This is a genomic window from Oligoflexus sp., assembly GCF_035638955.1.
In the GTDB taxonomy this organism is placed as follows: domain Bacteria; phylum Bdellovibrionota_B; class Oligoflexia; order Oligoflexales; family Oligoflexaceae; genus Oligoflexus.
The window spans coordinates 46,078-71,989 of record NZ_DASQYZ010000499.1 but is presented as its reverse complement, the minus strand read 5'-3'; the positions used below and the strand labels follow the sequence as shown (position 1 = coordinate 71,989).

24 protein-coding genes are annotated in these 25,912 nt (G+C 53.7%); 14 read left to right on the top strand and 10 right to left on the bottom strand.

The annotated features are described in order from the left end of the window. Positions 1–2: 2 nt before the first annotated feature. The gene (locus VE954_RS41150) at positions 3–899 is read right to left on the bottom strand and encodes a MotA/TolQ/ExbB proton channel family protein (protein ID WP_324964206.1); all 897 of its coding nucleotides are present in this window, start codon (positions 897–899) and stop codon (positions 3–5) included. Between the two features lie 212 nt (positions 900–1,111). Between VE954_RS41150 and bioB the strand changes: the two genes are divergently transcribed. The 3 genes from bioB to bioA are packed head-to-tail and all read left to right on the top strand — an operon-like array spanning position 1,112 to position 5,267. Next, positions 1,112–2,128: a biotin synthase BioB gene (bioB, locus tag VE954_RS41145; protein WP_349263874.1), complete on the top strand. Its 1,017-nt coding sequence runs from the start codon at positions 1,112–1,114 to the stop codon at positions 2,126–2,128. Next, positions 2,128–3,279, top strand: a complete 1,152-nt coding sequence (locus VE954_RS41140; RefSeq protein ID WP_324964202.1) for an 8-amino-7-oxononanoate synthase — start codon at positions 2,128–2,130, stop codon at positions 3,277–3,279. The genes bioB and VE954_RS41140 overlap by 1 nt, the downstream gene beginning before the upstream one ends. Beyond that, on the top strand, positions 3,276–5,267 hold the full coding sequence (gene bioA / locus VE954_RS41135) for an adenosylmethionine--8-amino-7-oxononanoate transaminase (protein WP_324964200.1): 1,992 nt from the start codon (positions 3,276–3,278) through the stop codon (positions 5,265–5,267). The genes VE954_RS41140 and bioA overlap by 4 nt, the downstream gene beginning before the upstream one ends. A gap of 26 nt (positions 5,268–5,293) precedes the next feature. On the opposite strand, the gene VE954_RS41130 is transcribed toward bioA, so the two are convergent. Beyond that, complete coding sequence (locus tag VE954_RS41130) at positions 5,294–5,611, bottom strand: hypothetical protein (protein ID WP_324964198.1); 318 nt, start codon at positions 5,609–5,611, stop codon at positions 5,294–5,296. A 234-nt stretch (positions 5,612–5,845) separates the two neighbouring features. On the opposite strand from VE954_RS41130, the gene VE954_RS41125 reads away from it, so the two are divergent. Beyond that, the gene (locus VE954_RS41125) at positions 5,846–6,535 is read left to right on the top strand and encodes a hypothetical protein (protein ID WP_324964196.1); all 690 of its coding nucleotides are present in this window, start codon (positions 5,846–5,848) and stop codon (positions 6,533–6,535) included. On the opposite strand, the gene VE954_RS41120 is transcribed toward VE954_RS41125, so the two are convergent. Both VE954_RS41120 and VE954_RS41115 read right to left on the bottom strand, forming a co-directional pair. Then, a complete protein-coding gene (locus tag VE954_RS41120) occupies positions 6,520–7,152 on the bottom strand; it encodes a hypothetical protein (protein WP_324964194.1) in 633 nt (210 codons plus the stop codon). The genes VE954_RS41125 and VE954_RS41120 overlap by 16 nt on opposite strands. Positions 7,153–7,170: 18 nt before the next feature. Continuing rightward, on the bottom strand, positions 7,171–7,656 hold the full coding sequence (locus VE954_RS41115) for an EVE domain-containing protein (protein WP_324964192.1): 486 nt from the start codon (positions 7,654–7,656) through the stop codon (positions 7,171–7,173). 107 nt (positions 7,657–7,763) lie between these two features. Between VE954_RS41115 and polA the strand changes: the two genes are divergently transcribed. The 7 genes from polA to VE954_RS41080 all read left to right on the top strand — a co-directional run bounded on the left by polA (position 7,764) and on the right by VE954_RS41080 (position 16,540). Continuing rightward, positions 7,764–10,496: a DNA polymerase I gene (gene polA, locus VE954_RS41110; protein ID WP_324964190.1), complete on the top strand. Its 2,733-nt coding sequence runs from the start codon at positions 7,764–7,766 to the stop codon at positions 10,494–10,496. Positions 10,497–10,498: 2 nt separating this feature from the next. Next, positions 10,499–11,290, top strand: coding sequence for a twin-arginine translocase subunit TatC (gene tatC / locus VE954_RS41105; RefSeq protein WP_324964188.1), 792 nt, complete (start codon positions 10,499–10,501; stop codon positions 11,288–11,290). Continuing rightward, a complete protein-coding gene (locus VE954_RS41100) occupies positions 11,271–11,996 on the top strand; it encodes a hypothetical protein (RefSeq protein ID WP_324964186.1) in 726 nt (241 codons plus the stop codon). Before tatC ends, VE954_RS41100 begins: the two co-directional genes overlap by 20 nt. Before the next feature lie 67 nt (positions 11,997–12,063). Continuing rightward, positions 12,064–13,401, top strand: coding sequence for a pitrilysin family protein (locus tag VE954_RS41095; RefSeq protein ID WP_324964184.1), 1,338 nt, complete (start codon positions 12,064–12,066; stop codon positions 13,399–13,401). Positions 13,402–13,416: 15 nt separating this feature from the next. Further along, positions 13,417–14,823 (top strand): pitrilysin family protein, encoded by a 1,407-nt coding sequence (locus VE954_RS41090; protein ID WP_324964182.1) that lies wholly within the window; start codon positions 13,417–13,419, stop codon positions 14,821–14,823. A gap of 7 nt (positions 14,824–14,830) precedes the next feature. Next, entirely contained in the window at positions 14,831–15,754 is a 924-nt protein-coding gene (locus tag VE954_RS41085) for a DMT family transporter (RefSeq protein WP_324964180.1), read from the top strand. Between the two features lie 138 nt (positions 15,755–15,892). Then, the gene (locus tag VE954_RS41080; RefSeq protein ID WP_324964178.1) at positions 15,893–16,540 is read left to right on the top strand and encodes a hypothetical protein; all 648 of its coding nucleotides are present in this window, start codon (positions 15,893–15,895) and stop codon (positions 16,538–16,540) included. On the opposite strand, the gene mobA is transcribed toward VE954_RS41080, so the two are convergent. Together mobA and hpf are read right to left on the bottom strand one after the other, a co-directional pair. Beyond that, entirely contained in the window at positions 16,494–17,117 is a 624-nt protein-coding gene (gene mobA / locus VE954_RS41075; protein WP_324964176.1) for a molybdenum cofactor guanylyltransferase, read from the bottom strand. The genes VE954_RS41080 and mobA overlap by 47 nt on opposite strands. A gap of 115 nt (positions 17,118–17,232) precedes the next feature. Beyond that, complete coding sequence (hpf, locus tag VE954_RS41070) at positions 17,233–17,643, bottom strand: ribosome hibernation-promoting factor, HPF/YfiA family (protein ID WP_324964174.1); 411 nt, start codon at positions 17,641–17,643, stop codon at positions 17,233–17,235. A 269-nt stretch (positions 17,644–17,912) separates the two neighbouring features. Between hpf and VE954_RS41065 the strand changes: the two genes are divergently transcribed. Both VE954_RS41065 and VE954_RS41060 read left to right on the top strand, forming a co-directional pair. Next, positions 17,913–20,129 (top strand): ATP-dependent RecD-like DNA helicase, encoded by a 2,217-nt coding sequence (locus VE954_RS41065; RefSeq protein WP_324964172.1) that lies wholly within the window; start codon positions 17,913–17,915, stop codon positions 20,127–20,129. A 15-nt stretch (positions 20,130–20,144) separates the two neighbouring features. Continuing rightward, on the top strand, positions 20,145–21,758 hold the full coding sequence (locus VE954_RS41060; protein WP_324964170.1) for an ArnT family glycosyltransferase: 1,614 nt from the start codon (positions 20,145–20,147) through the stop codon (positions 21,756–21,758). 3 nt (positions 21,759–21,761) lie between these two features. On the opposite strand, the gene VE954_RS41055 is transcribed toward VE954_RS41060, so the two are convergent. After that, positions 21,762–22,700 carry a serine/threonine-protein kinase gene (locus VE954_RS41055; RefSeq protein WP_324964167.1) on the bottom strand — a complete coding sequence of 313 codons (939 nt, stop codon included), beginning with the start codon at positions 22,698–22,700 and terminating at the stop codon, positions 21,762–21,764. A 101-nt stretch (positions 22,701–22,801) separates the two neighbouring features. After that, positions 22,802–23,245: a hypothetical protein gene (locus VE954_RS41050; RefSeq protein ID WP_324964165.1), complete on the bottom strand. Its 444-nt coding sequence runs from the start codon at positions 23,243–23,245 to the stop codon at positions 22,802–22,804. Positions 23,246–23,332: 87 nt separating this feature from the next. Between VE954_RS41050 and VE954_RS41045 the strand changes: the two genes are divergently transcribed. After that, a complete protein-coding gene (locus VE954_RS41045; protein ID WP_324964164.1) occupies positions 23,333–24,247 on the top strand; it encodes an alpha/beta fold hydrolase in 915 nt (304 codons plus the stop codon). Here the strand turns inward: VE954_RS41045 and VE954_RS41040 are convergent, their stop codons facing one another. Further along, positions 24,248–25,267, bottom strand: coding sequence for a hypothetical protein (locus tag VE954_RS41040; RefSeq protein WP_324964162.1), 1,020 nt, complete (start codon positions 25,265–25,267; stop codon positions 24,248–24,250). Between the two features lie 14 nt (positions 25,268–25,281). Beyond that, entirely contained in the window at positions 25,282–25,707 is a 426-nt protein-coding gene (locus tag VE954_RS41035; protein WP_324964160.1) for a hypothetical protein, read from the bottom strand. Positions 25,708–25,912: the final 205 nt, after the last annotated feature.

Sequence of the window (25,912 nt, the reverse complement as noted above, 5' to 3'; positions counted from 1 at the left end):
CCTCACAGGGGTGATTGTGTGGTGGCAGATCCACCCTTTTTCTCACTGACCAGATAACGGCCGACAATATTCAAAAAGTCAGCGATGAAACCATCCAGGGAACCGACCAGGTTACGGATACGGCCCTGGGCTGCGTTGAAACCAATCACAGCCGGAATCGCCGCCAGAAGACCAAAGGCGGTGGCAATCAAAGCTTCGGAAATACCGGGAGCCACGGCTGCGAGACTCGCGGAACCGGTGCGCGCAATCCCTTCGAATGAGCCCATGATACCCCAAACCGTTCCAAACAGGCCGATAAAAGGCGCTGACGATGCGATGATGGCCAGCAGCGACAGATACGATTCCAGCTTTTTGCGTTCCACTCGTTTGGCTTTGCCAAGGGAGCGATTCAGGTTTTCAATGGCGGCATTGATGGCCAATTGCGGTTGGGTCGCGTTTTCTTTCAATTGACTGCCACGCACCAGCTCAGCGTATCCGGTCCGGAACACTTCCTTGGCCGGACTATAAGGATACTCGCCCAGACGGCTGTTCAGATCATTGAGCGATCGGCTTTCCCAAAAGTTCTTGATGAAAGCCTCGCTGGTGGCGGTGTGTTTGCGCAGAACGACCATTTTCCAAATAAAGACCGCCCAGCTGATAATGGAAAACGCGATCAGCACGACCAGGACGGTGAACACAACCAGGCCGCTACGCCAGGCCTGGGAGATCATGGAGTGAGATCCAAAATCGGCAACCTGGGTTGCCGTTTCTTCACCCACCTCACCGGAAGCCGCGTTGCTCGCATCTTTTGCCGGCGTATCCTGCGCCAATAGAGCCGCTGAAGACCCCAGACCCAGAAGGAAAATTAAACTTAAACCTGTCACGATGCGAAAAATCCGGTGCAGTGCAAAGTTCAACATCTGGCGCGAGACTCCCGATTGGTAATTTTGACATTTCTACTATACTACAATCGCCGTTTCATACCTGTCATCACTTAGGAGCTAAGATTGCTACCACGTTGCACCGTTTTCGCCAATATCTCTCGCAAACACCCTTGAATTGTACTAAGAATGAGGCCCTATGGAGGATCAAAAGAGGGGGTTATTGGATGTTGGACCTGGAACACTTGGCCTTGGGCGAACCGCGTTATGATTATACACGCGATGAAATCCAAGCGATCTATGATTTGCCGATCACCACCCTGGTGTATCTGGCGCAAAGCGTCCATCGTCGTTACTATGCTCCTGATGAAATTCAGATGAGCACCCTGCTGTCGATTAAAACCGGCGGCTGCAAGGAAAATTGCGCGTATTGCCCGCAAAGCGCCCACTACACCACAAACGTGGCGGCTCATGGACTTCTGCCTATTCATGACATCATCGCAGCGGCCAAGGAAGCCCGAGATAACGGTTCAAGCCGTTTCTGTATGGGCGCTGCCTGGCGGAATCCACCGAAAAAAGGCCCGCAGTTCGATCAGGTCCTTGAAGCGGTTCGAGGGGTGCGTAAATTAGGCTTGGAAGTCTGTACGACCTTGGGCATGCTCGATGAGGAGCAGGCGCAGCAGCTCGCCGAAGCCGGCGTTTATGCCTACAATCATAATTTGGATACCTCGCCGGAGTACTACGGCGATATTATCAGCACCCGCGTTTATCAGGATCGCCTCGACACCCTGGACAATGTGCGCAAAGCAGGCATGACTGTTTGCTGCGGCGGTATTGTCGGCATGGGCGAGACCAAAGGCGACCGCGTCGGCCTTTTGCACCAACTGAATCATCTGGATCCGCATCCTGAATCGGTCCCCGTCAATCTATTGGTCAAGGTTGAAGGCACCCCACTGGCGGATAAAGAGGAAATCGATATCTTCGAAATGGTACGAACCATTGCCACGGCCTGTATCATCATGCCCAGCAGTCGCGTTCGTTTATCCGCGGGCCGGACCCAAATGAGCGACGAAGCCCAGGCCCTTTGTTTTATGGCCGGCGCCAGTTCGATTTTTACCGGCGATAAACTTCTGACGACTCCCAACCCAGGCGAGGATCGTGACCGTTCCTTGCTGAAACGTCTGGGCCTCAAACCTGTCGAACTCAGTGCTCCTGAGACTCCTGTCGCGACTGACAATGCCGGAGTTTCCTGCCAAGCGGTTCACTGATGAAAACGCTGGCGGCCTTGATCCAGAATAAGCTTGCGACGCTCGACGCTCTGCAGAGGCGCCGGCGTCTGCGACCTCTGGGTCAGGGCAGCGGCATTGACCTTACCCACAATGACTACATGGGACTCCGGGAGGACCGCGATTTTCAAGCGCGCGCCCTCGCAGCGGCTGCCCTATGGCCTGCAGGTTCCGGCGCCAGTCGTTTGCTCGGTGGGGAACATGCGATCTATGCTGAAGTCGAAGCTGCGTTCGCCCAATGGAAGGGTGCCGCCAGCGCGCTTTATTTTCCATCGGGTTATGCCGCCAACGAAGCTCTCATGAGCGCCTTGCATCTCGGTGATGCGGTCTATTTTTCCGACGAGTGGAATCATGCGAGCCTGATCGATGGCATGCGACTCGCACGGCTGAGGCCTGAGCAAAAGCATATTTTTCGGCACAATGATATCGGGCATCTCGAAAGCCTTCTGCAGAGTTGTTCAGCCGCCTTAAAAATTATTGTGGTCGAATCCCTCTACAGCATGGATGGCGACCTCTGCCCGGCGCGTGAACTCGCCGCATTAGCCCAACGTTATGAAGCCGTACTGATTGTCGATGAAGCGCACGCCCTTGGCGTTCTGGGCCCCCAAGGCCAGGGATGGATGGCCGTGCAAGGAATCGATCCTGACCTCTATATTTCGGTCAATCCTTGCGGCAAGGCCATGGCCGGCAGCGGCGCCTTTATCTGTGGACCTGTTTGGCTGCGTGAGCACCTGATCAATACCGCACGGAGTTTTATCTTCACCACCGGGGCTTCCCCCTGGATGGCCGCTGCTCTTTTGGAAAGTGTCCAAATGATGAAAGAAATGCAGGCGGCGCGAGAAGCTTTTCAAGACAGAGTGGACCGTATGCATCAGCATATTGAGGCTCTCGGTTTCAACAAAGGCACCAGTGCCACGCATATCATTCCTATTATTCTGGGCCGTGAAGCGATGGCCCTGGCCGCCGAGGAATTCTGCAAAGAGCGGGGTGTTCTGGTTAGGGCCATTCGCCCACCGACCGTTCCTGAAGGCGGCTGCCGTTTGCGCTTGTCCTTGCATGCCGGCCTGAGCGATGCGGATGAAGCGCGCATCAAAGATGTTCTGAGCGAGCTGTCCAGGAAGGCTTTATCATGAAATTATTTGTTACAGGAACCGGCACCGACGTCGGCAAAACCATTATATCAGCCGCCCTGCTGGTCGGTGCGCAACGTCGTGAGCAGCGCCTGCAGTATTGGAAACCCGTGCAAACCGGTGGCGATGATGTGGATCGAAAGCAGGTGCAAAATCTCTGCCCGGATCTGACCGTTTATGAGGGGCGGGTTTGGTCCTACCCTTTGCCATCGTCACCGGATCAGGCGGCGGTGGCAGCTGGGATGCCGGCACCTTCCGTGGTTGAGCTGCGAGACGCTCTTCGTTCGAACGCGCCGGTTCTGATCGAAGGTGCTGGAGGTCTGCTCGTTCCTTTAAATGAAGACAATGAAACATGGCGCGATTTTGCAGCGCAAGCCAACCTTCCAACCCTCCTGGTGGCCAGCAGTGGACTCGGCACTTTGAATCATACGCTGCTCTCGCTGGAAGCCCTGGACCATGCCGGCATTCAGGTTGTGGCCGTTGTCATCAACGGTCCAACTCATGAAGCCAATCTCCAAAGTCTACAGCGCATGCGCCCCGACCAGCGTTTTTTCGCCTTTCCCTGGCAGGACCTTGACAACCCTTCCACAGCCTGGTGGGAATCCTGTGAACAGCTCTACGACTTCGTGAGTCAGGGCCTCAAGCCGTACAATAAGGTGGATTGGAAAATCCTCGATCAGCAGCACTGCTGGCATCCTTATACTCAGCATCAGACTGCGCCGGCGCCCCTTCCGATCGTCAAGGCCCAGGGGATTTATCTCGAAACCCAAACGGGCGAAAAACTCATCGATGCCAGTGCCTCATGGTGGACCAACTCCGCAGGTCACGGCCATCCGAAAATTGGTGCGGCCATCGCCCGCCAGCATGGAAAAATAGATCACTGCATCTTTGCGGGCGCCACCCATGAGCCCGCCAGCCTTCTCGCCAAAAGCCTGGTCGACCTTTCGCATGGTCAGCTGCCGCGAGTTTTTTATTCCGATAACGGCAGCTGCGCGGTGGAAGTCGCTTTAAAGATGGCGGCTCAAAGCTGGCAAAACCGTGGCGTCTTTCATCGTAAAAGTTTTCTGTTTTTTAAGGGGGCATACCACGGTGATACCTTCGGCGCCATGTCGGTCGGCGCATCCGAGGGCTTTCACAAAGCCTTTTCTCCCTATCTTTTCGCAGGAAAAAGCCTGGCCCCTGTGACGGCTCATGCCTCGAAGCTTCGCCCGGAAGGACCGGCCGCACGATCGCAAGGGCTTCAGGAACTGGAATCGATGTTTCAGGATTTCGGGCACGAACTGGCCGGCGTGATCATTGAACCCTGGGTGCAGGGGGCTTCGGGGATGAATCTTCAGGATTTAACCTGGCTTCAGAATCTCGGGCGCCTCGCCAACCAGCATCAAATCCCGTTGATCCTGGATGAAGTTTTCACCGGCATGGGTCGGCTGGGTTCCTATTTCGCTTTTGAACGGGCCGGCCTTAACCCTGATATCGTTTGCATAGCCAAAGGCCTGACCGGCGGCACCCTGCCCCTGGCCGTGACCCTCACCACCGAAGCCATGTTTCAATATTTCCTGGATCAGGATGGGACCAAAGCCCTGCTCCACGGCCACACCTATACCGGCAGTGCCATGGCCTGCGCGGCGGCCTTGGCGACATTGGAAATCTATGGCAGTGAAAAAATTCTGGATCGTGTCGCGGCAATGGAAGACATCACGCGGAATTGGATTGAGCGTCGGGCCCAGGAACTGGGACTCATAGCACCGCGCGCGCTGGGCGCAATTCTAGCCTTTGAGCTGCCAGGATCGGGAGCGGGCGATTACTTTCATCCGCTGGCCCAGAAGGTTCCGGTCGTGGCGCGACGCCATGGGCTGCTCATGCGGACCCTGGGCAACACCATGTATTTCGTGCCACCTTTGTCGATTCAAGCCAAGGAAGTGCAGGATGCGCTGCAAAGGATGGAACGAACGCTCGGCGATCTCTTGAGCAAGAGCGGCGCCGAGCGTTAACGGAAAACGCTTAAAATAAGAGAAAATCAGTCTTCATCATCTTCATCTTCAAAGACTTCGTCGAGGGATTCCTCATCGGATTCCTCTTCGTCTTCATCCAAAAACTCATCATCGTCATCGGCGAATTCAACTTCCTCCTCCACGACAGGGGCGGCCACGACGTCGGCTTCCTCCTCATTGGCTTCGCGCCAATCGTCCTCTTCGTCCTGGTCCATTTCTTCAACCGCATATTCATCGGCAAGGTCTTCGAAACGTCCATCGACCCAGTCCTTGGCATCATCCTCGGACTCAAAACCTGCCTTCATGATCTTTCCGGTTTCAATGTTATAGACTTTCCACAACAACGCTGGTTCTCCAATCACATATGAGAAAGAGTGGATTGCTGGGGAGACTGACCCGTCTCCATTTCGAATCTTAACATAGGCATCCGCGCTTTTGGATAAACCGCTTTAGCTGAGTCAATATGCCTGAGAACGATCTTTCCGTATGATGCGCCAAAGGTGCCTTTTGGTCTGGACTCCCCACCGAATCTTTAGTAAACCAAGTCTCGCTAGAAATTCAAGGGGTAGGACCACTTTATGGTTTGGATAGCAGCATTGGCTTTGGCCGCATTGAATACTCAGGTCTCGCAAAAGAATGAAGTTTCCTGTGATCTCGCTCCCTTTGTCGGAAGCGGCTCCAGTAGCGAGGGAACTTTGGATTCCTTGAGCGGGCTTGGTCTTGGCTGTCAGGTGGTACTCTACGACGGAGGCGGCTGGACTCTCGGACCGCGCGTCGATCTGAATGAACAGCGTTGGACCGTTTTTCGGGATGTCGATGGCTCCACATACTTTAATAGCTACCAGGCACGCACCCTCGGTTTAGGTCTGAATGTTGACTATGCTCTGACAGAACAATGGAACGTCGGCTATATCGCGACCTTGTCCATGGGGCAGGGCTCTCAGGACCAGAATATTTCCACGCCCAATAGCACGCAGAATCTGCACATTTCAGGCATGTCTCAACGGGCCATGCGCCACGAGTTTTTAGTCCAGCGCCGCTGGAGCGAACGCCTTTCATTCCTGGCCGGCGTGCAGTGGGATGCCGCGCAACAGAATTGGGATGCCGCGGCTGGGCGGCTGGATCGCCAGAATGTGGCGCCGGGCAATAAACTGACGCTGACATCGGGAACCGGAGCGGATCTGGAAGAGAATCTCAAGCAGTCCTCGGACTACCAGGCGGTGAGTTTCAAAATCGGCGTCCAGATGAAGATCTACAGTACCTTGTAAAGACAGGTTTTGCTGTCCTTGATCACCCCATCCGTGGCATGCAGATCACGGTCTGTAAATCCCACCGTAATGTGGGCACTATACCGTTCCGCAACAAACGCCTGCCTATCACCACCGGCCGCCACGAACATCTGCCGCAATTTATCCCGAACCTGGACCAGACCTGGCGCCTGAACCAGCAGATAATAGGTCGCCTGTCGCTGGCCATTCTGTTTCAACTGTCCCCGTCCAAGACACTGAATGTGCAGGCGCGTGGCCTGAATCGACATTTTCTCGATCAAGCCGTTAATCTGCTCGAGGCTGAGCCGGGTGCGCAGGACGGACATTTCCGGTGGGATGATCACCGTAATATGGGCTTCCCCACGGCTTTGCAGCACGACGCCTTCACGGGTCTCGATGTCTTTTTTCAAAGCGGCGATCGGCGCATAAGGCACCTTCATATCCACGTAGCTACTCTTAGCCGTCCAATCAAGCTTATGTGTATCGTGGATTCCAGGATCCACACGGATGGCATGATCCACGGGCTCCGGTGAGACGGCAGGCGTTTCCGTATGCCGACAGCTGCCGAGCTGCAGGCTTAAAAAAATCACGAAGGCCTGGGCGATAAACGCTTTCATGCGCAAACTCCTTCCGCTTTAGACCACGGGAATGAGTTTAGCCATTTTGCAAATGATCTTCCACTCCTCGGGTCGAACGGCCTGAATGGACAGCCTCTGCCCTCTTTGCAGGAGCACCATGTCCTGCAGCTTGGGATGCTCCCGCAGGGATTGCAAAGTAATCGTGGTCGCAAAAGATGCGACGGCTTCCACGTCCACCATGACCCACCGGGATTTGCCGGCTTCCGCCGACTTGGGATCGAAATAAGGCGAATCCGGCCGCAAAGCCGTGGGGTCCGGATAGGCCGCCCGTGCGATACGAGCGACGCCTACAATTCCTGGTTCGGCCGTGCTGCTGTGATAAATAAAAACTTCCTGGCCTTCGGCAAATTCATCGCGCATGAAATTCCGCGCCTGATAATTGCGCACCCCGTCCCATGATTCAAGGCGACCGGGACGCTGCATCAGGTCCTGCCATGAAAATGTCTCCGGCTCCGTCTTCATAAGCCAATATTTAGCGGCCAAACCTCTTACCTCCTGGATGCAGAAAAGGCGTCTACCCGACGGCTCGAAAATCAGATAAACCTGTACGTTGCCGAGTGCAAGACATTCACCCGCAAGGATTGCCTGATATGAGTAAACAGCGCCTCTTTATCATAGATACCATGGCTATGGCCTTTCGAACCTTTTATGCCATTCGTTCACTCAGTACCTCCAGCGGTCAGCCGGTCAACGCTGTCTACGGCTCGCTGATGTATTTGTGGGGCCTTATCGAAAAGGAAAGACCAGACTATCTGGTGTTTGCCACGGATAGCAAGGAACAAACCTTTCGCCACAAACTCTACGAAGCCTATAAAGCCAATCGAAAGGAGATGCCCGAAGAACTTGCGGCGCAGATTCCTTTATTATTTCGTCTGTTCCAGGCCATGCAGGCTGCCGTCCTCAAGGAACCTGGACTCGAAGCGGACGATTTGATCGGATCGCTGGCTGTGCAGAAGGCGTCGCCTCAGCTGCACTGCTACATTGTATCGGGCGATAAGGACTTCATGCAGCTCGTTGGCCCGCATGTCAGCCTCGTTCAGCCGAAAAAAGGCGGAGAAAACGCGATCTGTGAACTGCAGGGGGTCTTTGATAAATTCGGCTGCAAACCCGATCAGGTCATCGACATTCTGGCTCTCATGGGCGATGCCTCGGACAACGTGCCAGGCGTTCCCGGCATTGGGGACAAGGGCGCCGCCAAACTTATCCAGGAATTTCATTCGCTCGACGGCATCTATGCAAACCTTGACAAGGTGACCAATAAACGTCAGCGCGAAGCCTTGGAAGCCAATCGGGATCTGGCCTATCTGTCGAAGCAGCTGGTCACGATTCATACCGAATATGGGATGCATCATGAGCTGAGTGAAATGCGTTGTGATCCTGATACGGCGCTGGGCAATCCCGAGCTGCTGGCTTTGATGGAAGAACTGGAATTTAAGCAGTATGTCGACCGCGTGCGAAAGCGCATGCATACTCTGCCCAACACCGCGCAACTCACCGCCGCGCAGGCCGCTGCCCGTGCCTCTCATCATTACCAAGTGGTGCGCACGGAAGCTGAATTGAAAAACTTCGTCGAGATCATGAGCAAGGCGGATGTGATTGCGTACGATACGGAAACTACAGGTCTCGATCGCTGTTCCGATGTGCCGATCGGCGCAAGTTTTGCCACGGAAACAGGTGAAGCCTATTACCTGCCGCTGCACGAATCGCATCGGCTGGTTCCCGAAGAGCAGGTCAAAAGCGTCATTGCCGAAGTTCTCAGCCAACCCGGAGTTTTGAAGGTTGGTCACAATCAGAAATTCGATATGCAGATGCTGGCCAATATCGGCATCAAGGTGGAAGGGCCGCTGGCCGACACCATGATGGCCGCTTATCTGATCGATCCGATGGAACGGGGTCACGGGCTGGATGATTGCTGCCTGCGCTATCTTCAATATCGCAAGATTCCAACCTCCGAACTGCTGGACACCAAGGGCTCCATGCTGAGTGCACCTTTGGATAAACTCACTGAATATGCGTGCGAAGACGCGGATTATACGCTGCGGCTCTATAAAACGCTGCGTCCCAAGCTCGAAGCCATGGAATTGACCACGATCTTTGAAACCATTGAAATGCCTTTGGTCCCTATTCTGGCCAAGATCGAGCACCGTGGCATCAATGTGGACATGGATATTCTAAGCGAAATTTCCAATAAGCTGGCGGATCAGGCGGCGCTGCTGGAAAAGGAAATTTATGCGGCAGCGGGTGAGACTTTCAATATCAATTCACCGAAACAGCTGCAGGTCATCCTGTTTGAAAAGATGAAGATTCATGAGCAGCTGGGCCTGAAGCGCATCAAGAAAACCAAGTCGGGGTACTCGACGGACGTTTCCGTGCTGGAGCAGATGGAGAGCCATCCCTTGCCCAAGGCGCTGCTCACCTACCGCATGGTCACCAAACTGAAGAACACCTATGTCGACAGTCTGCCGCAATTGATTCATTCCGGCACCACGCGTATTCATACGCACTTTCATCAAGCGGGAACAGCGACGGGTCGTCTCAGTTCGTCGGATCCCAACATGCAGAACATTCCCATTCGCTCCGAAGCCGGTCGGGAGATTCGCAAGGCCTTTCGTCCCTCACAGAACGACTGGGTCATCGTCTCGGCTGACTATTCGCAGATCGAGCTGCGCATTCTGGCAGCGCTAGCCGAGGATGAGAATCTGAAGGAGGCGTTCGCCCAGGGCTTGGATATCCATACGGCGACTGCTGCCAAAATATTGGGCGTTCCGCCGACCGAGGTTACGCCCAATCAAAGGTCCCAGGCCAAGGCCATCAACTTTGGGATCATTTATGGGATGGGTCCCCAGCGTCTGGCGCGGGAAACCGGGGTCTCCATGAAAGAGGCCAAGGAATTTATTGATCGTTATTTTACCTCCTACCCGCGCATTCGGAGTTATATTGAAAGCTCCATTCAATTCGCGCGTGAGCATGAGTACACACGCACACTTCTGGGCCGTCGTCGACCCCTAAAAGAGATCAACAACAGTCAGGATGGGGCTGGACTGGCGAATGCGCAAAATATTGCGGTCAACTCTCCTGTTCAAGGCAGTGCGGCGGATCTTATCAAGAAGGCCATGATTCTGGTCCAAAAGAAGCTGGAGGAATCACCATACCATGCTAAAATGCTTCTTCAGGTCCACGATGAATTGGTTTTTGAATGTCCCCGAACGGAAGTCGAACCGGTCATGCAGCTGATCAAGGATGAGATGGAGCATGCCATGGACCTCGGCGTCCCTTTAAAAGTTGAAGTCGGATTTGGCGATAACTGGTTAGAGGCGCACTGAAGATGACAGAACAAGGAAAGTTGGACGGTCAGGAAACGACATCCCGCAGCGAAAATCTCAAAGTCATGGGACTTTTGGAGCATGTCGACGAACTTCGTTCGCGCATCTTCAAATCCGTCCTGGCCATCCTTATCCTGTTTATGGTCGCCTTTTACTTCTCGGAACATATCCTTAATTACCTGAAAACCCCGCTGATCGCGGTTCTGCCCAAAGGCGCCAACGTCCTGCATTTCACCGGTCCCATGGATGTCTTCATGGCCCAATGCAAGCTGGCGCTTTTTGTCTCCATGGTGGTCGGTTGCCCCATCTGGCTTTACCAGCTGTGGCGTTTTGTGGAACCCGCTCTTTACGAACACGAAAAAAAGTATGCGGCGCCTTTTCTGATCTCAGCCGTCCTTCTGTTCGTGTCCGGCGTGTGCTTTTGCTATTTCGTTATGGTCCCCTGGTCGCTGGGTTACTTGATTGGCCTCGGCCAGACGGTGGCGACGCCGATCATCACGGTCAGTGATTACATGTCGCTCCTGACTCTTCTGATGCTGGGTTTCGGGATAATTTTTGAAACGCCGATCATCCTGATTGTGCTCTCCATGGTCGGCGTTGTCAGCGCCCAATCCTTGAAGGCCAACCGCCGCATCGTCATGGTCGCCATCGTGATCGTGGCCGCTGTCATCACGCCCACACCGGATCCTGTGGGACAGTTGATTATGGCGATTCCGATGTGGCTGCTGTATGAACTTTCGATTTTCATTATTCAAATTATTGATAAAAAGCGTCATGCAAACATCAAACCTTAAGATTCTCGCCATTCTGCTGCTGGGCTGCAACGTATCCCAGGCAGCAGAATCGGAGCCACCTCCCAATCCCGCAAAATTCGCGGCGCGCGAACATGCCTGGAGCATTGGCACCAGCCTCCGACGTCTGGACATCAAAGCCGATTACGATTATCAAATTCAAGCCGTGGCGCCCTATATCGACATCGGTCGTGGCTGGGTGCGACCGGCGTGGTGGAGCCTCTTCGAACTCAGCCTGATCCTGGGGCCGAACGGTCAACGTCTACCGGAAAGTCCGCCCTTGGATTTCATCGGGACCGGTTTTCGATTTCGGGCCGGCCACGTCCTGCCGGGGCAGCTTTTACGCAAGCGTGAAGGGGATTGGGGCGTTGAACTTGGATTGGAATACAACGAATGGATCGCCCGTTCCTATCAGGATGAACAGCTGAGTGACGGTCAAATTTCCAGTAGCTGGGTCGTGCGGAATCGTTGGATTTTCGTGCAGCCGGCCTTATTTTACAGTCGCTGGCAACCCGCTCGCCCGCAAGGCCACAAACCGGACTGGATCATGACCCGCGTGGAAGGTCTGGTCTTCAGTCTGGGACTGAGCGTGCCCATTCAATCCCAAATGCAAGCGACCTATAACCGAGGCGGTGAAAAAGTTGGTGTCACCGACCAATGGAAGGGAACGCTGGCGTTTTTGTCAGTTACATCCTGGCTCGGTATTTAATCAGTTGCTCCTGCCGGCAGTCCTCTGCCATAAATCACGTGGAGTATAGGTCACAAGGAGGTTTTCAATGAAAGCTTGGCAATATGCTGTGTGGGGCGCTCTCTTTAGCTTTGCTGGTTCCGCGCAGGCAGTCATGCAGAGCAGTGAAGTGCAGACGCTGCAATTAAAAAATGGAATGAAAGTTCTGCTGCTGGAAGATCATTCGATTCCGAATGCCAACATGTATACGTTTTGGAAAGTGGGATCGCGCAACGAAGTGCCCGGTATTACCGGACTCTCCCACTTCTTTGAACACATGATGTTCAATGGCTCCAAAAATTTTCCGCCAGGATCATTTGATAAGGTGATGGAAGCTGCAGGCGGCTCCAACAACGCTTACACCACGGCCGATGTCACGGTTTACACCAATTGGTTCACCGCAGCTGCGATGCAGACTATTTTTGATTTGGAAGCTGATCGTATCGCGTCTCTTGCCATTGATGATAAAAAAATCGAAAGCGAGCGCGGGGTCGTTCTTTCCGAACGTTCCACAGGTTTGGAAAATGATCCGTGGGAACGCCTCTATGAAACCGTAAAAAGCTCGTCCTATCATGCCCATCCTTATTCCTGGCCTGTAATCGGATTTGAATCCGATATCAAAGCCTGGAGCCGCGAAGATCTGGAACGTTATTTCCGCACCTACTATAACCCGAGCAATGCAGTGATGGTGATCAGCGGCGATATCAAACCGGCGGATGTCAGAAAATTGCTCGCCGATAAAATTGAAGTCATTGCTCGCAATGAAAAAGTTCCCGAAGTTCGCACCAAGGAACCGCCACAGCACGGTGAAAAGCGCGTTTTTGTGATCAAGGAATCGGCCACGGCTCCGCAGGTCATGGTCGCCTGGCATGTTCCTGAAACCAGGCACGCTGATTTTTATGCGCTCGATCTTCTGACAGAAATCCTCACCGGGGGACCATCCTCGCGTCTGGTTAAGCTCATGGTCGATGACAAACGTATCGCGTCCAATGTCACGGCCGACCTGCCTCAGGCCTTTGATCCGACACTCTTTGCCGTGTTTGTATCCGGCATGGAAGGCAAGGACCCAGGGACGATGGAGCGGCTGCTGCTGAGTGAAATCGATCTGATGAAGAAAAAACCCGTGACCGCTCAGGAACTGCAAAAAGCCAAGAACAAGAAAGTCGTCGACCTTTACCGCCGCATGGAAACCATCAACGGCAAATCACAGCTGCTGGGTGACTTCGAAGTCTTTCACGGCGGTTATCAGAAACTTTTCGAAGCGGCCGGCTCCTATGAAAAGGTCACGCCTGCGGACATTACCCGCATTCTGACGACCTACTTTCAGAAGAGCAATCGCACGGTGGGCGTGCAGGATATCCGGGAACCCGCCGATTTCCGTTATTGAAAGGAAAGCCTCTCCATGACTCAAACATATGCCCGACTGATGACTTTGGCCACAGCAGCGCTCTTGACCCTGGCGCCTTACGCCCAGGCCGAAACGTTTAAGCTGCCGCCCTATGAAACCTATGCCCTGCCGAATGGCATGAAAGTTTATCTGATGCCGCAAAAGGAAGTTCCCCTTTTGCATGTGACCGTCGGCATTCAATCCGGTAGCGTCCTGGATGGAGCCCAATATGGTTTGGCTTCCTTCACCGGGGATGCGCTGAACCTGGGAACCAAAAATTATACCAAGGATAAGCTTGAGGATCTCTTCGACTTCCACGGTGCTTACTTTGGTTCGGCCATCGATCAGGATTTCACGACGCTGCAGATTTCTTTGGCGACCAAGGATGCCGACAAACTTCTGCCTGTCTTCAGTGAGATTCTGCGGCTGCCCACCTTTCCTGACAAGGAAGTGGCCAAGCTGCGGGACCGCGCGGTCACCGAGCTGAAAAAGGCCAAGGAAAGTCCGAATCAGGTGGCGGATCAGTTCTTCAACCGTCTCGTGTTCGATGAGCATCCTTACGGGACGCCTATGGGCGGAACGCCAACCAGCATCGGCAAACTCTCTCGCGCTGATCTGCAGAAATTTCACGCCAGTGCCTATCGTCCGCAAAACGCTGCCATCAGCGTGGTGGGTGACCTGGATATCGCCAGTATGAAAAAATTGGTCGAGAAAAATTTCGGCAGCTGGTCCTCCGCAGCCACCCAGGCCAAACCCATAGCCAACGTCAGCAGCGAAAGCAAAGGCACCAGCCGCGTTTTGCTCGTGAATAAGGACGACGCCAGTGAAACCACGTTTCGTATCGGTGGCATGGGTGTGAAACGCGACGATCAAAACTGGATCGGCCTGCAGGTGGTCAATACCATTCTTGGGGGACGCTTCACCTCGCTGCTGAACGAGGAACTGCGCGTTAAAACCGGTCTGACCTATGGGGCGCGCAGCCGCTTTGAAGGCCTAAAAAACGCCGGGACGTTTTCGATTTCCTCGTTTACGGCCACTGAGACGACCAGCCAGGCGCTGGACCTGGCGCTCAAAACTTATACCGGTTTTGTGAAAGCCGGCGTGGATAAAGCGACACTCGATTCAGCCAAAGCCTATGTGAAGGGACAATTCCCGCCACGTTATGAAACATCCGCCGCGCTGAGTAACCTGCTGGTGGAGATGTGGGTTTACAATCTTTCGGATGTCATCATCAATAACTTCGAAGCGGAAGTGAACAACCTGACTTTGACGCAGGCCAATGATCTGATCAAAAAGCATTTCCCGGTGGAAAACCTGGATATTCTTTTGATTGGTCAGGCTTCCAAGATTCAGGATATTGCCAAGAAATATGGTCGCGTGATTAAAACCGATATCGTGACCGCCCAGGAAGGTCGTCTGTGATCGCATCGTGGATATAAAAGCGGATCGCCCGTTTCGGGCGTTTTTCTACATGCTGTTGGCTCAGCTCAGTTTCAGCAGCAATATCCTTTTGATCCGAATGAGTGAACGCGGTGAGTCCATGGCTTCGGGGCAGGCTTTTAAGTTGACGCCCTGGGAGCCCATGCTGCTGCGTTCGCTGGCTCTTTCCTTGCTTTGCATGGCTCTTCTGCGTAAGTATCCCGCTGAAAAACTCGCCCCTCAGGAAAACCTTTGGATCTGGGCCCGTGGCACAGCCGGTGTCATGAGCCTGACCGCATATTACTACGGTGTGCTGCATATTCCGCTCGGTATGGCCTCTCTCTTTTCCAATTCAAGTCCTCTTTATGTCACCATGCTGGCTCTTTTCCTGGGGCATGAGGCGGTCACGCGAACACGCGGGGTGGCGTTGCTGGTAGGCTTCGCAGGTGTCGCTCTGGTCGGTCTTGGGATTCGCAGTGGATCGGGTCATGCTATCGAAGTGGGCGACGTGCTGATCGCGATGCTCAGTGGTCCTCTGTCTGCAGCCGCATACTTTTCCATTCGCATGCTCAAGCGTGTGCGCAACGAACAGATCATGTTGAGTCTGGGCCTGGCTGGCACCATTTTGAGTGCTGTGATGCTGCTCATTCAAGGCGAGCACTTCCCCATCACGCGCATGGGATGGATCTGGCTGATTGCATCCATCCTTCCCGCGATGGCCGCTCAGCTGTGTTTAACCATGGCCTTCCGCCTGGCACCGGCGACGCAGGTGGCGCCGCTCCAGTACTCAGCCCCGTTGTTTTCCGGAGTTCTGGCTTACTTTTTTCTCCAGGAAACCATTCCGCCTGTTTCGCTTCTGGGCATGGCGGTGGTCATTATTTTTGGATTGGCCCTGCCCTATTGGGAAGCGGGCCGGTTGCACCGGCAATCTTAGGGCGGGCCGCCCAGACTTCCCTTACCCAAGCGCTGGATCCACGATTTAACCATTTGATTTCACTAAGAATTATAAAGATTTTTACAAAATATCTCAAGGCCAGGCAGGGGGTGCCGATGGAAACACTCGGAGTGTTTCATGGGTCGTCATCTTACCAATTCGGGACTTATTCTGCCGGTGATCCGCAAGGTGATCTGCCGTGATGATTGCTATATCTGCAGCATTTGCCGCAGCGAATACAAAACCAAAGTCGAAGCCAACAACTGCCTCAACCACTGCTGGTATGATGTGCAGACCCTTTACCCCGTGGTGCTGCGCAAACTCAATGGCCGTCATGTGGTCTTTCGCTGTCACTTCTGTTGCCGTGATTATAAGGACGAAAGTGATGCCCTGAGCTGCGCGCGCCGCTGTCAGGGGGATCGTAATCAACTGCATGTTCATGAACAGCTGCTTAATGATCTACCGCTGGAAGCGCCCACGCATCGACCTTCGCGCATTCGTCTGGTGGCCATGAAAACCATGGCCACCCGTCCTGTTTCCAAACCACTGGATCATGAGGAATCGTTGGACCAGGCGGAACATGTCGAATCCGAAGTTGAGATTCCGAATGAAACCTCGGACCAGACGCCCCGAAAAACCAAGGCGGATTTTCCCAAGACCTGGGTCCGCATGGATGCCAAATATCAGTGCCTGTACTGCAAAAAAATGTACTTCACGAAAATGGAAACAGAGTCCTGTTTCAGCGGGCATTTTGATGAGGAAGGTTTTGAGAAGTCGCCTGCCTGACCGTGACCTCAGCGTGCTGACGTGCCGCCTCATCATTCGCATTCATCCATCGCTTGGCATCAAGAGCCGGAATCTCCCAGGCCGTTGCGGCCTGGAGCAGACGGTTGAGGCTTGACTCGCCGGCCTGCCATGAGGCCTCGGCGGCACGTAAAAAGTCGGGCTCATAAAGGCTGCAGAGCGGTTCCCGGCGCCCTTGATGCACATAACTGGTGGCTGATAGATCAGACCGGCGATTCTGCAAAAGATGCTGCATATCCTCAAATCCCAGCAGGGGCCAATCACAGGCCAGGACCAGCCAGGCCGACGTCGGTGCCCACCGATGGGCCGAGAGGAGCGCGGCCAAAGGTCCGGAACCTGGATGCCTATCGATGACTCTTGGGATGTGCGGAAAAAGATCCGCGGGATACTGTGCCGGGCGTTGGCTCCAAAAAAATGGCACATGGAGCTGGTCAAACACAGCTTTCCAGCGCTCAATTTCAGTTTGCTGACCGCCATAGCATAAGAGGCCCTTGTCGGTCCCCATACGCTGACTGTGACCGCCGCTCAGAAAAAGTCCTTGGACCTGAGGTGCACTCATTGCAAACTCCCATGAATGGACATCGGTACAGGCGGTGGTGAGAAAGGTCAACGAGGGCTTGGCAGGGGCTGGATATTGTTCAGGAAAAGCCGCAGCGGGCGCTGCGGCTCCGGAATTATCGGCGTTGTTTGACGACTTTTTCGAATTTCACGATATCAGCCGCATCGATAACAACGGCTTCAAAGTCATCCGCAGGCTCGATGGAACCAAAAGGAATGACCGCTTTGGGATGTTTATGGTCTTTCAGTTTCTCTTTCTTTTTCTTAAGCTGGGTGACCATCTTGTCAATCATGTGATCGACTGACCCGTACATGTCGGCACAGGCATGCTCGACATTGACTGTAAAACCATCACCACCAGCCAGGGAACATAAAACCTGATGTTGATAACGCTCCACGGAAAATGTCACGTGCGCTTCAATGGGTTTGGTGACAAATTTCTCCACCTCGACTCTGATTTTTTCCTTTGCGTAGTTTTGCAGTGCTTGGGAGGTTTCCATGTGTTTGAAGGAGAAACGAAACTGCATAGGCTGGGCTCCAAAGAACGGGTTGCACGCGGAGACTTGGCTGCCCCTAGGGGGAAAGCCCGGATATCCTTGAGGTAAGAAATCCTTTTCTCCGCTCATACACTTATTATCGGCTGATTGGCCGATTGGATTGAAGGTCCTAAACCTGCCTGCGTAAAAAGCCTAAAAGCCGGGACCCGGCGAGGCACAACTTGCGAAATTTGTGAATTTTTTTTAAAAAACTAGGACGGCCCCCAGGTCGAAAGGTCCCTCCAAAAAAAGGTGCACGAGTGATCGAGAACGAATCCGGAGAGTCTTTGCAGGGGGAACTGCAGAAAATCTCTTATCAAAATACGGAAAACGGCTGGTCCGTGGTTCGCCTGCGCCTCGAGGCCGATGACCGAATGGTCACGGCCACTGGTCAATTTGGACGTATTTCGGTCGGCGAATCCTACCAAATGTGGGGGAGTTGGGTCGAAAACCAGAAATATGGCAAACAATTCAAGGTCTCACGCTATACAGCCAGCAGCCCTGCGTCCGTTTCCGGGATCCTGCGCTACCTTAAATCCGGTCTGATTCGGGGCATTGGCGAGGTTACGGCCAAACGCATCGTGGATCACTTCGGCCTCAAGACTTTGCATGTCCTGGACCATGATCCGGAGCGGCTCATGGAAGTCGAGAACATCGGCAGTAAAAAGAAAAAGCAGATCATCGCCTCCTGGAACGAAAGAAAGCGGCACCGCGATACCGAGATGTTTCTGACCGAACTCGGCATCAGCCCCAACTTTGTCAATCGCATCATTCAAAGTTACGGCGATGAAACCCGTTCCGTGATCGAACAGGATCCCTATCGCCTCGCCCGTGACATCGATGGCATTGGTTTTCTTTCCGCCGATGAAATCGCTTTGAAGATGGGCCTGGATCTGGATGCACCCACACGGATCAGCGCGGCCATTCTATTTCAATTGGAACAGGCCGAAGAGGAAGGCCACTGCTATCAAACCCGGGTCCAGATTACGGAAGGTTTGAGTCGTCTCCTCCGCCTGCCGCAGCCGCGCATTGATGAATTGATGGAAGTCGCTTTGGGTGGACTCATCGAGGAAGGCTGTCTGGTCTTTGACGAATCCATTCTCGATGATGGCGCGACGCTTGATATCTATTATTCGGCCCGCACCTTCCAGGCCGAGACTCGCGTTGCTGAAAAACTGAGTGACCTCCTTCGCCACCACTTGGATATGGGCGATCAGACCGAGCGCATCGATCGCTGGCTGCAAAGCTATTCAAGCATGTCAGGCGCCAGCTTTTCCGCGGAACAGCTCGATGCCGTGCGCAAAGCCGTGAGTCACCGGGTTTTTGTCCTGACCGGTGGTCCGGGCGTGGGCAAGACGACCACCGCCAATGCCATTATTCGTTTGCTGATTAAAATGAATAAATCCGTGTCTCTGGCTGCACCCACGGGCCGCGCGGCCCAAAGGCTGTCGGAAGTGGCCGCGATTGGAGCCAAGACCATTCACCGGCTTTTGGAATGGTCGGCCACGGAACACTGCTTTATGCGCGATGAAGTCACACCGCTCGAGGCTCAGGTTATCATCGTTGATGAAGCCTCCATGCTGGATGTGCATCTGGCTGCCTCGCTGATGCGCGCGGTGAAGGATGATGCCCAGATTATTTTTATCGGTGATGTGGATCAGCTGCCCTCGGTCGGACCCGGCAACGTCCTGCGCGATATGATTGAATCGGGTGTGGTGCCTTTCACCAAGCTGAGCCGCATCTTCCGCCAGGCGGCTGGCTCGCATATCGTGCAGATGGCCCACGCTATCAACCGTGGTGAGAACCCTGTTTTCCCTGAGGGTCCGAGCGACTGCCAGTTCCTGACCATCAATGATCCCGAAGCCATCAAGGAAGCGATCAAGGACCTGCTGGCCAAATCCCTGCCGGAAAAAACTCCGTACAACGTCATGCGCGACGTGCAGGTGCTGACGCCGATGAATAAGGGACCCTTGGGAACAACGCTTTTGAATGAAGAACTTCAGAATCTATTGAACCCCGTGCAAAAATTTGGCGAAAAACTGGAGACGGAAACTTCGAGTTTTCGGCCCGGGGACAAGGTCATACAAACCGTCAACAATTACGAACTGAACGTCTTCAACGGTGATATCGGTTTTATCGAACATGCCGGTTTCGATGGCGGGCAGGTGCTGGTGAACTTTGGCGATCGCAAGGTGACCTATTCCAAAGATCAAACCTATGATCTGAAGCTGGCCTATGCCATCACCATTCATAAATCGCAGGGCAGTGAATTTCCCGTCGTCATCATTCCGGTCAGCATGCAGCATTTCATCATGCTGCAGCGCAATCTTATTTATACGGCTCTGACGCGCGCACGCCGCCTGGCAATTTTGGTCGGCACGCCGGGAGCCCTTTCGCAGGCCGTTCGCACGCAAACCAGTCTCAAGCGTCAGACTCAGCTGATCCATCGACTCATCCGCCGACTGCCCTCTTTTTGAAGGAAGGAAGACAACTTGTCCGCTGCGTTGCCTCGCACAGCTTTTATTGTTTTATTGGTCGCTTTGGCTTTAACCCGCTTGATCAATGCGATCTGGTTGCCGCCGGCTCAGGATGAGGCTTATTATTTTCTGTGGAGTCGGTTTCTGGATGGCGGTTACTTTGATCACCCGCCGCTGGTGGCCTTCTTATCCGCCGCTGGGAATCTTGTCCCAGGCTCGGCTTTATTCTCCAGGCTCGGAACGTTCCTTCTCAGTCTGCTCTCCCTGCCGGTGCTCTTCAGTTTATTTCGCCGCATGGGTCTTAAGGATAGCACACGCCTCGGCCAGGCCTTGATTCTCGCCAGCTGTAGCGCGGCCGCGGTCATTCAAGGGTATATCACGACGCCTGATATACCCATGATCTTTTGCTGGATACTGGCCTTGCATGAAGCCGCCGCGGCCCTGGATGATAATCCCAAACGCTGGCTCAGCGCCGGATTCTTCACGGGTTTGGGATTCATGGGAAAATATACGATGGCGCTGATCGGTCCGGTTTTTTTGATTGGACTGCTGGCTCGTCCGCGACATCTAACCAAGGTCTGGCCCTATCTGGGAGGCGTAGTTTGTGTACTGACCATGCTGCCTCATTTGCTGTGGCTGAATCAAAATGATTGGATCACTCTGCGCTTTCAGTTTGGCCGCGGGCTCATGAGCGTTTATACGGTCGATATGAAAAGCGGAACCGACCTGCCCCGGGCCGTGGACGCTCCCAAAGATGGGATTGAGACGCGTCTCGCCAACTATTTTAAACTGCCCGATGATGAAATAAAAAAGCCCAAGCCGCCCAAACCTCTCTGGCTCAAACGCGTGAATAATTTTTTCGGCTATATCGGTGGACAAATCGGGCTCTGGGGCCTGCTGCTCGTGCCACTTCTGATCGCCATGATCAAGCGGCAACGGGTGCCTACGGCTTGGCAGAAACCGGAATTGAAAGCCCTCGCCTGGGCTGCTTTTATCGTGCCTGTGGGCCTTTTCGCCCTTCTGAGCCCATTTCAATTTATCGAAGCCAATTGGCCCGCCATGTACCTGGTCGGGGCCGCGATTGTGATCACCCAATCCTATCGCCTGTCACCCAAGGTCATGATTGGAGCTGCGGCTGCGAATCTGGTCCTTACTCTGCTGCTGACTCTGCACAATCATCAACCTCTGCCTGGGACACAGCCACACAAGGATCGCCTGCTTAAAGAAACACACGGCTATCGCGAACTCAGTGCCCTTCTGCAAGCTCTGCCCGCTCCCGTTTTCATGGATACCTATCAGAATGCCAGCCAGCTCGCGTTTCATGCTCCGTCTTTAAAAATTCAGCAGTGGCCTGGCATTGCCCGAACTTCGGAATTGATTCGTCGTGAAGCCATGAATCCATGGCGCTGGTCGGATCTCCAGAAGGTGGGTGAGTTCTATCTGATTACGGATAATTTTGTTCCGCATCATATTCCTGGGGCCCAACTCACGGAGCTGACGGAAATCCTGGATTGCTTCGATGGTGGATTGAAGACGACTGTGGCCTTTTCGAGCGAGACCTACACAAGGCCTTGCCAGAAAAGAGTCCATCGCTGGAGTCTGGCCCATTATAAAATGGAAGCAGGCTAGGTCTTACTTACGCTCGTAGCCCGCGTAGATATCCTGCACATATTTATCTGGCAAGGGCGCGGCGAGTTCCCCATCAGCCAGGAACTGGCGAATGGCATAGCGGGAATAACGGATATCAAAGCGTTTCAAGATCTTGTAAACATCGACAATCATCGATTCCGCATTCTTATGGCGGCTGCCGAGTTTATACTTCAGCGCCTTCTTCAAGAGATTCCGCAGCATCGACTGCATGCGGCGATCATCGCAACGAACCGCCGAAAAATCGATATTCTTCATGGATGAAAGAATTTCATCCCGCTTCTTGCTGGCCTTCACGGCTTTTTCACCGGTGACCATTTCAAACAGCAGAAGGCCCACACAGTAAAGATCGGACTGCGGCGTGATGGAAGATTCCACCACGTGCTCGGGCGAGTAGTACCCCGGAGTTCCGACCATATAGTTCTTATAGTTTTCCACTTCACCGTTGCAGGCCAGACCAAAGTCAGTCAGCAGGACTTTACCGGTATTGGAAATCAAAACGTTGGGACTGGAAAGATCCGAATGAATCGTATCGTGCAGGTGCAGATAATCAATGCCCTGCAAAATATCAATAGCCACGCACAAAGCCACGAGTGGTGGCACGCGCCCGAAGTGTCGCATCATTTTATAGAGCGACCAGCCATCGATAAATTCAGTGACGATATAGCAGCTGGGTGGATCAAAGCTCGCATCAATATATTCCACAATATGCTTATGCTTCAGACGTGCGACGATCAAAAGCTCCCGGTGGAATATACCCAGGAACTTGCGACTCTCCTGATAACGATCATGCAAAATTTTGACCGCAACCGCCCGACCGGTCCGAGGATCGGTGGAACGAAATACGCGCCCGAGACCGCCTGCGCCGACCTCGTACTCAACAACGTAGGGCCCAATTTTTGTCACAGGTTCCGGTGACGACATTGCCCTGAAGCTCCTGCACGGAAATTATCTCCATCTCTATCGGTGATTACCGGATAAAGTTGAAGCCACTTCCGTTGCAGAGGTTTGGCACAGGGGTTGAATCAGGTGAGAAGTTTCAAGCTTTCCGTATACTTAAAACCAATGCTATCGAGACGTCCCAGGATCTCGTCATAGAACTGGTCTGCATAGAAGCCCAAAAGGCCAATGCAGGTGCAGAAGGATTCATAGCAGAACTGCTTATTGAGGACTTCAAGGCCCATTTCAATCCGGCCCTGTTCGCAAAGGCTAAGCCTGACCATGGAGCTGCGGCCGTTGAGTTCCAGCAGGCAGCGGGCGATTTCCGGCCAGCTTTCCCAATCGATCTCAAGCCCCAAATAGGGCTCAATATGAAAGCCTATCCAGGTTTCCGTCAGACTGATGCGCAGCGGGAAGCTTCGATCCTGCCCCTGGAATCCCGTCTTCCATTCATGATCGCCCGTACTGCGAAAGGTCCAGCCATAGGTTGCCAGATAGTTTTCAAGTAACGGACCGTTGCATCGCTCCATTGCTAGTCCAGCCCCTTTAAAATATATTTATCAGGCTAGCGAGGATCGTGGACTTCGTCAACACCAGGAAATTGGGAGTGGTTGAACTTGAACTCTACCCTGCTGCGAACGGGAACGCTTCTCCCCAAAGCCTTGCAAGCCGAGCTGGACGCGTTGGGAGCTTCCTATACACGCGGACTTTGCGACGATCCGCATGCGCAGTCCCAAACTGCCTGGCATCTTTTTCAACCCGGTTCGACTTTGGTAGCGGTTTGCACCATCCTTTTTCACGGCACGGGAAACGATGCTTTGTTTTGCTGGGAGAATTTAATCCTTGATCTTTTGAAAAGCGGACGCGCTGTCTTCGCTTTCGATCTGCCCGGTCACGGTCAAAGCAGCACGACGGAACTGAGTGCATCAAGTTTTGCCCGCACCGGAATGTTTTTGCCTCAACTTCTTCCCGAACTCATGCCCGCGCTGCAAAACGTGGAAGCTGTGGGCTATAGCCTCGGAGCGCTTGCTGCTTTGCAATGGGCAGCCAACGGCACGATGCCATGTGCATCGCTCATTCTCATGGCGCTTCCGGAACAGGTGGAGCTGACGACAGGATTCATCGTGGGCGAGGCTTGCAGTTTTGCCCATAAAAGCTGGTGGCAGCAGCTTCTGCGGTACGGTTGGGACGCCAGCTTTCCTGCATTCGGCCCGATCCGCCGGACGCGTTTTCCGATTCGGATGCCAGCTGACGTGGGCCTGAGTTATCCGCAGTTTGTGGGACACTTGCTGAAAACAGTCGATGTGAAAGAGGCTTTGAAAAAGTTGAAGATCCCGACCCGTTTGATTTATGGAAGTCGGGATTCATTGGCGAGAGGGTCGTATGGTCAAACACTTTCAAGTACGTCGCAGCTGATCCAAAGGGCCAATCATTTTCTTCTGCCCCTGAATCCCAACGCGCGGATGTTGATCATGGAGTGGCTGGTTACTTCTCCACAGCACCCTGCTGCGCGTTCAACTCCTCGAGGCTGATCATTTCTCCACAGCACCCTGCTGCGCGTTCAACTCCTCGATAACTTCCTTCTGCTGAGCCACCTCTTTCATATTGTCGAGAAACAGGCGGATATTGGCCGTCGTTTCCCGCTGCGAACTCTCAATGAAAGCAATCTGAACGGGCACCGGCTGACGCGACAGAAGCACGGCCAACGCCAAACGATTGTCAGGAATATGTTTCTCCAAAACGGCAAAAGCCATTTCGGAAAGTGCTCGGTTGCGCGAGACCGCATACTGAAAGAGGATCGGCATTCCAGGGTGATTCAAAGGCAAAGGATTTTCCGAGAAAAAGCGGAAAATCACCGTGCAGGTCAGAAGATTCACTGTCTTCTGATTCAGCTGCCGCAAATCTTCAAGATCAGCCCTGTTCAGATAATCAATAAAAGGAGTGGAAGCCTTGCCCGCGTCCAGAGCCAGCATGGCATTCGCATATTCGGGAGCGCCCTGCTGCATCAGCCCCAGCACCAAATAACTATACGCGCTCTTGATACCATTTTCCTGAACGGCACTGGCCATCTCGGGCACCAGCATGTCGCCTTCACGACCCTTGGTCAGGGCTTCACTTAATATCGTTTCAATCGTTCGTCCCATTTCCGCTGAAGGACGCGTCGCAGCCAAACGCCAGCCGATGCGGCGAACAGCTTCCTGGCGGGAACGGGCCATGCGGTTCAAAACGTCGGGATTCATCGAGCTGCCGGTGACGCGATAGATATGCGCCACGTTCAAAAGCACAGGTGTGGGAAGACGATCATATTCCTGCAAAAGGTCACCTTCGGCGATCTTGTGCAGTTCCGCGGTTTGATTACGATCGCGCGCCAATTCGCGAAGAACCGGCAGCGTATCGTCGCCATACGCCACCGCATTGCGATAGGCGTCTTCGAGTTTCATGTCCCGCGTGATTTGAGGCCTCTCCACGGGGGCGCCTGAATTCAAGGTCTGGCAACCCGCTGCTGCGAAAAAGCACACCAACACTGTAAGACGGCTCCAGGTTCCAGCCATCGTCATCACACTCCTTACGTTGATTTCATTTCTCTGGTCTGCAATTGAACGTTCACAGCCCCGCCAAGGGCATCTTCCAACTGCCGGGACCATGTTCCAGTTGCGTCGTGGTTTCGCACTTCAACGCTCACATCGTGAGCTGATGTCCATACGATGCGTGTCAAGCGCAGTTGCAGATGAGCGGCAGTCCAAACTCCCATCTGGATACGGCATGGCTGCCCTTTCTCACTTGAACCTTCGACCGGGATGTCCAGAGCCTTGCCAAACCGCTGCAGGAACAAGGCCGGCCAATCCAGCTGAACGAGGGTGCGGGCTGGATCCAGGCTTTGCCAAAGCTGCCCATGAAAGCGGACCAGGCTTTGCAGTCTTAGCAAAGCATAGATGAGAAGCAAACAAGCGACCGCGGACCCGACGTGAAAGACGAGATTGAAACTGACCACGTTCCTCTCTTTTCCTGAAACCCAGGCCTGAAAAGCCTCTTTCGATTATGGTAGCTCAAAACGACCCCATCCGACCAGCAGGAAAACACCCCGTCGCCGGCCGAAAGATGGGTTGAACAAAGCCTTCCAGGCGGGTATTTTCCAAAAGTTGATCGAATGAAAGAGATTTTTTGCGATTCTCGCCTCAAAGAATCACCCATGGAGC